The organism is Tabrizicola sp., assembly GCF_051645465.1.
Taxonomy (GTDB): domain Bacteria; phylum Pseudomonadota; class Alphaproteobacteria; order Rhodobacterales; family Rhodobacteraceae; genus Tabrizicola.
Genome location: NZ_JBOFBI010000414.1, coordinates 1 through 4,920, shown reverse-complemented (window position 1 = coordinate 4,920; position 4,920 = coordinate 1). Strand labels below are relative to the sequence as shown.

Genomic DNA, 4,920 nt, shown 5'->3' with positions numbered 1-4,920 from the left:
CGGCGGTGATTACTAGATCGGCTTCTTCCAGCATTTCGTCAAAGCGCAGGTACTGCATGACGATATCGAAACGCGGGTGAAGCGTTGCACCGGCGAAGGCGACAAGGCCCGTGCCAAGCCCGCCCGAAGCACCCGAACCCTGCGCAGCGCCAAGGCTGAGGCCCGTCACCTCGCGGATGGCGGCCTCATAGCGGATCAGACCGCACTCAAGCCGTTCGACCTGCTCGGGCGTCGCACCTTTCTGCGGACCGAAGACACGCGCAACGCCCTTGGGGCCGAGAAGAACATTGTGCCAGTTGACCGCAACGTCGATCTGGACACCGGCCAAACGGGGGTCCATCGCCGAAATATCGATCCGTGCAAGGCGGGCAAGTTCATAGCCGCCCGACCCGATCTCCTGCCCTTCGGCGTCGAGAAGCCGCGCGCCAAGCGCCTGCGCCATGCCAGCACCTCCGTCGTTGATGCCGCTGTCGCCGCAACCCACCAGGATGCGCTCGGCCCCGGCATCAAGGGCACAAAGGATCAGCTCGCCCACGCCGTAGCTGGTGGTCAGCCCAGGATCGCGCATGTCGCGCGGAACAAGGCTAAGGCCAGCGGCGGCGGCCATCTCAAGCACAGCGGTGCGCGGGCCGGGGCCACCCATCAGGCCGAAGAACGACGATACCGGGCGGCCGACCGGGCCGGTCACGGTCGCCTCGACCATCAGCCCATCGGTCGCGCGGACGAGCGCCTCGGTAAAGCCCTCGCCGCCATCGACCATCGGCGCCTTGAGGATGCGGGCATCGGGAAGGGCGCGGGCGACGCCGTCGCTGATGGCCTCGGTCACGTCGTCGACCGAAAGCGATTCCTTGAAACCCGAGGGCGCGATCAGGATGGTGAAGGTCATGTCGGTATCTCCCAAAGCTGTTGTCATGGGAGGGAAACGGCTCTGTAACGGTTTTATTCCATATTATATTTCAAATAATTAGAGCCGCCCCGAGGGCGGCTCTGCAGATATCGGCCATGTGCGGTCACCAAAGCCCCAGATCACCCCGAATCTGGCGGACAGCCGAGCGCACCTCACGCTTCGCCTTGCGCACCTCGGCTTCCACGCCGCGCACGACACGCGGTTTCCCCTTCGACGCCTTCGCTTTGACAGGCTCGACCGCGCCACCCGCTTCTGCCACGCGAACCTCGGGTCGCCGGACGGGGCGCGGGCTTGTGACTGGCGCATACGTGCTCAGCACCGTCGAAAATCCTGCCCGGTCGGAGTAGGTTGCCGTCGCCAGGCGAACGGCGGCGAATTTATCGACCGAAGGTCCGGGAAGGGCGGTCACAGCGGCTGGCTGTGCCACAGGTTCCGCAGTACGGTCGAGCTGCAGCGGCCAGAGCACCAGCGCCGCCACGACGAGCATTCCTGCAAAGATCGGCATCAGCGGCACCGCAAGTCGCATCAGGTCGGCGGGCTGATAGGTCTCGCGTTCGAGGGTGCCGTAGATCGCGACAGGTTTAGCGCTGGCCATCATCGTCTGGCAGAATCCCGTGCCGAGCGTCGCCACCATCACGATCAGCGCCGGGTCGTGACCGAACGCCGCGACGGGCAGGGCGACCGCCGGGATCAGCACGGCGGCACGGGCGCTGCGCGAGGTGATGACGAGATGGGTGAACAAAGAGACGATCGTGATGAATGCGACGGCGAAGGCGGTGTTCGTGGCAAAGCCAGCAGGGATCATCGTCAGCGCGCCGTCGGCCAGCCACTTGTCCGCGCCGCTGATGATCAGCGCATCTGCGACAAGGACCGTCGCTGCAAGGTAGACGATCAGCTCGCTGTCGACGCCCTTGAAGACCTCCTTGGTCTTCTGCGCGGCAAACGGCTTGGTCAGCAGGACAAGCGCACCGATCAGGGCAACGACGGCGATGGAGATGCCGTGCAGGGCCGTGCTTGCCCACAGCGCGACAAGCGCGACCAGCACAAGACCGATCCGGAGCTGGCGCGCATCGAGCTTCCCGGCGGGGCGGGCGAGGGTAAGGCGCGCTGTCCGCAGGTCGGCGGGGACGAAGAGCCACAGGATCAGCCCGGCGGCGGCCAGGCACTTGGCCATCGTCACCGGAAAGGCGAGCAGGAACCAGTCGGCATAGCCGATTGCAGGGCCACCGGCCCGCGAGATCGCGTCAACGGCAACCAGATGCGCGCCCGCGCCGATCAACGAGCCGCCCGCCGACAGCAGGATGACCGTCGGGAAAAGCAGCGCGAGCGGGCGGGCAAGCCGACGGTCGGGCATCTGGTCGGCAAGCGCCAGGAACACCGGCAGGAGAAGTGCGGCGCGCCCCGACGTCGAGGGAATGAAGAACGCGGTCAGCGCCACCATGCCGGTAAGCGCAAAGGCGATCCCGGCGAAGGAGTGGAACGGAGAAAGCGCGCGCGCGACGACCTGCTCCATCAGGCCGCTCTTGCGGATCACGGCTGCAATGACGAAGGCGGCAATCAGCAACCAGACGAGTTCCGACCCCATTGCCGCGAAAAGCTGCTGTTCGGTCAGCGACCCCGCGAAGACGAGCGCGAGTGCCGCCGCGATTGCCACCAGGGAATCGGGAAGCCGCGTCATCGTCCAGCCGATGACGGCCAGCGCTGTGATGATCAGCGCCTTGCGCCCTTCCGGCGAAAGCGCCTCGGGCAGGGTCCAGAGCGCCCAGGCCACGAAAAGCGCCACCACGGCGGCGAATGCCTCTCTCGGCGGCGGTCCGAATGCAAAGGTCCGATGCTCGTTTGCGGTGGTTGTGGTCATGGCTGTTCTCCCATCCAGTCTTGGTGCGATGGGAGGGAATACGGTTCAGCGACGAGCTTATTCCGCGCGCTGACACAAAAACGTCGCAAACTGTGTGATGCCGATAGAAAACATGCCGTCGAACATGTTGAAACCGATCGTCCGACGGTCTGTCGGCAATGTAGCGACCGCAATCGTGCTCGCAGCGCAGCGAAGGCCCGAGCGCGAATGACCGGCCTGGGGAAGCCGAACCGCAGCGACAACCGTCCCTCGGATGACGGCCACGAGCCGTTGCGCGCGTTGATCATGTGGCCACCCACCGACGGCATCGCCGTATCGAGGTGATGGGGTGGATGCCTCCTACCCTGACGGCGTCGCAATGTGCCAAACCTCGGCTGTTGGAGCTCAAGGAAACGGAAGGAGGCATCAGTGGAAGAGGTTACAATCGTTGGGGTCGATGTAACAAAGAACTTGTTCCACCTTCTTGGGGCGGCGTGCGACGGTGCAGTTGTGTTTCGCTAGAAGCTGACCCGATGTGTTTTGGCATGCAAGATTGACCCCTTATTCGGGGGTATTGGAGTGAACCCCACGGGCTGGACCACAGGGTTCCATCTAACTAAGCCGCCTTCTGAGCGATTAGTGCTTCGAATTCCTCGGGTGGACGGTAGCCGAGGGCTGATTGCAGTCTCTTCGGGTTGTAGACGTGCTCGATGAAGATCGGCAAGCGATCTGCGACTTCGGCGAACGTTTCGTAGCCCGCGATGTAAACCTCTTCTACCTTCAGCGTCTTCATGAAGCTCTCGGCTTGGGCGGGTGTGATCGCTGCTTCCGTGTTTTTCGGCGCTTTTGACGCAATAGCTGCAGCCGCGCAGGAAACAATCCGCTTCGCCGTGACCGACATCGACGGCTTGGAAGCGCTGCAAACCGACATGGGACCGTTCAAGGATGTGTTCGAGAAGGTCTCGGGCCTCAAGGTGGAGTTCTTTGCCGTTTCCGGGCGTACTGTTGCAGTGGAGGCGATGGCCGCCGATCAGGTCGACTTCGTGCTGACCGGTCCCGCCGAATACGTGGTGTTCAACGCCAGGATGAAAGCCCAGCCGGTCGTCACCTGGAATCGCCCCGACTACTATTCCAACATTGTCGTGCTTGACGGCGCTCCCGAGCAGTCGGTCGCCGACCTCAAAGACAAGAAAATCTCGTTCGGCGAAATCGGCTCGACCTCGCAGCACCTGGCGCCTGCCACCTTGCTGGCCGAAGGCGGACTGGTCTACGGTACCGACTACGAGCCGGTGTTCCTGAACCGCAATGTCGCGGTCGAAGCCATGATCAAGGGCGAAATCGCCGCTATCGGTCTGAACCGCACCCATATCGAATCCATCACGGAAAAATTCCCCGACCAGAAATTCCGCGTGCTGGTCAAGGGCCCGGAACTGCCGAACGATGTCTTGCTGGCCTCTCCAACCGTCAAGCCCGAGACCATCGAGATCGTCCGCAAGGCCTTTGCCGAACACGGCGACGAAATTCTCGCGGCCGTGACGTCGCAAGAGGCCAATGCAAAGTTCATCGGCGGCGGCTTCACACCCGATGTAACGGATGCCGACTACGATGGCGTTCGCAAGATGTACGAAAACGTCGGCGTGACCGAATTCCTCGCTTTCCTCGAGTGATGGATCAATGAACGCACCGCTGACCGCGGGCATCGAACTGGCAGGCTCCACGGCGGTGGGGCCTGTTCTGACCGTTTCCGACCTGGTCAAATCCTATGGCGGCCCGACCATTCTGCAGGGCGTGTCCTTCACGGCCTTTGCGGGCACTTCACTGGCGGTAATCGGGGCCAACGGATCTGGCAAGTCCACCTTGCTGAAATGCCTGATCCGGCTGACCGACCCTACGTCGGGACGGATCGAGATGCTTGGCCAGGATGTAGGCGCGCTGGGCGCCCGCGACCTGCGCCGGTTCCGGTCGCGCATCGGGGTCGTCTGGCAAAGGCACAACCTTGTACCGCGAGTCTCGGCGCTGGCGAACGTTCTGCATGGTGTACAGTCGCGCTTGAGCGGTCCGCGCAGCTGGTGGCAATGGCTCGCCCCGACCGAGGTTCGCACTGAGGCAATGGCTTGCCTTGCTCGGGTCGGGCTGGCGGATCGGGCGCTGCAACGGGTCGACAGCCTTTCAGGTG

The 4,920-nt window shown here is 63.4% G+C and carries 4 protein-coding genes and 1 pseudogene; 2 read left to right on the top strand and 3 right to left on the bottom strand.

Going from position 1 to position 4,920, the window contains the following annotated elements:
- The 3 genes and pseudogenes from ACRCSW_RS25140 to ACRCSW_RS25130 form a co-directional block, all read right to left on the bottom strand.
- Positions 1-886, bottom strand: an 886-nt coding sequence (locus ACRCSW_RS25140) for a glycerate kinase (RefSeq protein WP_438708389.1), incomplete at its 3' end; no start/stop codon positions are given.
- Between the two features lie 124 nt (positions 887-1,010).
- Positions 1,011-2,765: an SLC13 family permease gene (locus ACRCSW_RS25135; protein WP_438708388.1), complete on the bottom strand. Its 1,755-nt coding sequence runs from the start codon at positions 2,763-2,765 to the stop codon at positions 1,011-1,013.
- 595 nt (positions 2,766-3,360) lie between these two features.
- Positions 3,361-3,555, bottom strand: a pseudogene (locus ACRCSW_RS25130) (IS3 family transposase); the annotation flags it as partial.
- Between the two features lie 79 nt (positions 3,556-3,634).
- On the opposite strand from ACRCSW_RS25130, the gene ACRCSW_RS25125 reads away from it, so the two are divergent.
- Complete coding sequence (locus ACRCSW_RS25125) at positions 3,635-4,411, top strand: phosphate/phosphite/phosphonate ABC transporter substrate-binding protein (protein WP_438708387.1); 777 nt, start codon at positions 3,635-3,637, stop codon at positions 4,409-4,411.
- Positions 4,412-4,418: 7 nt separating this feature from the next.
- Positions 4,419-4,920 (top strand): ATP-binding cassette domain-containing protein (locus ACRCSW_RS25120; protein ID WP_438708386.1); only part of this gene is annotated, 502 nt, incomplete at its 3' end.

Coding starts and splice junctions, on each gene's coding strand:
- ACRCSW_RS25135 (WP_438708388.1), bottom strand. CDS start 2,765: ATGACCACAACCACCGCAAACGAGCATCGGACCTTTGCATTCGGACCG.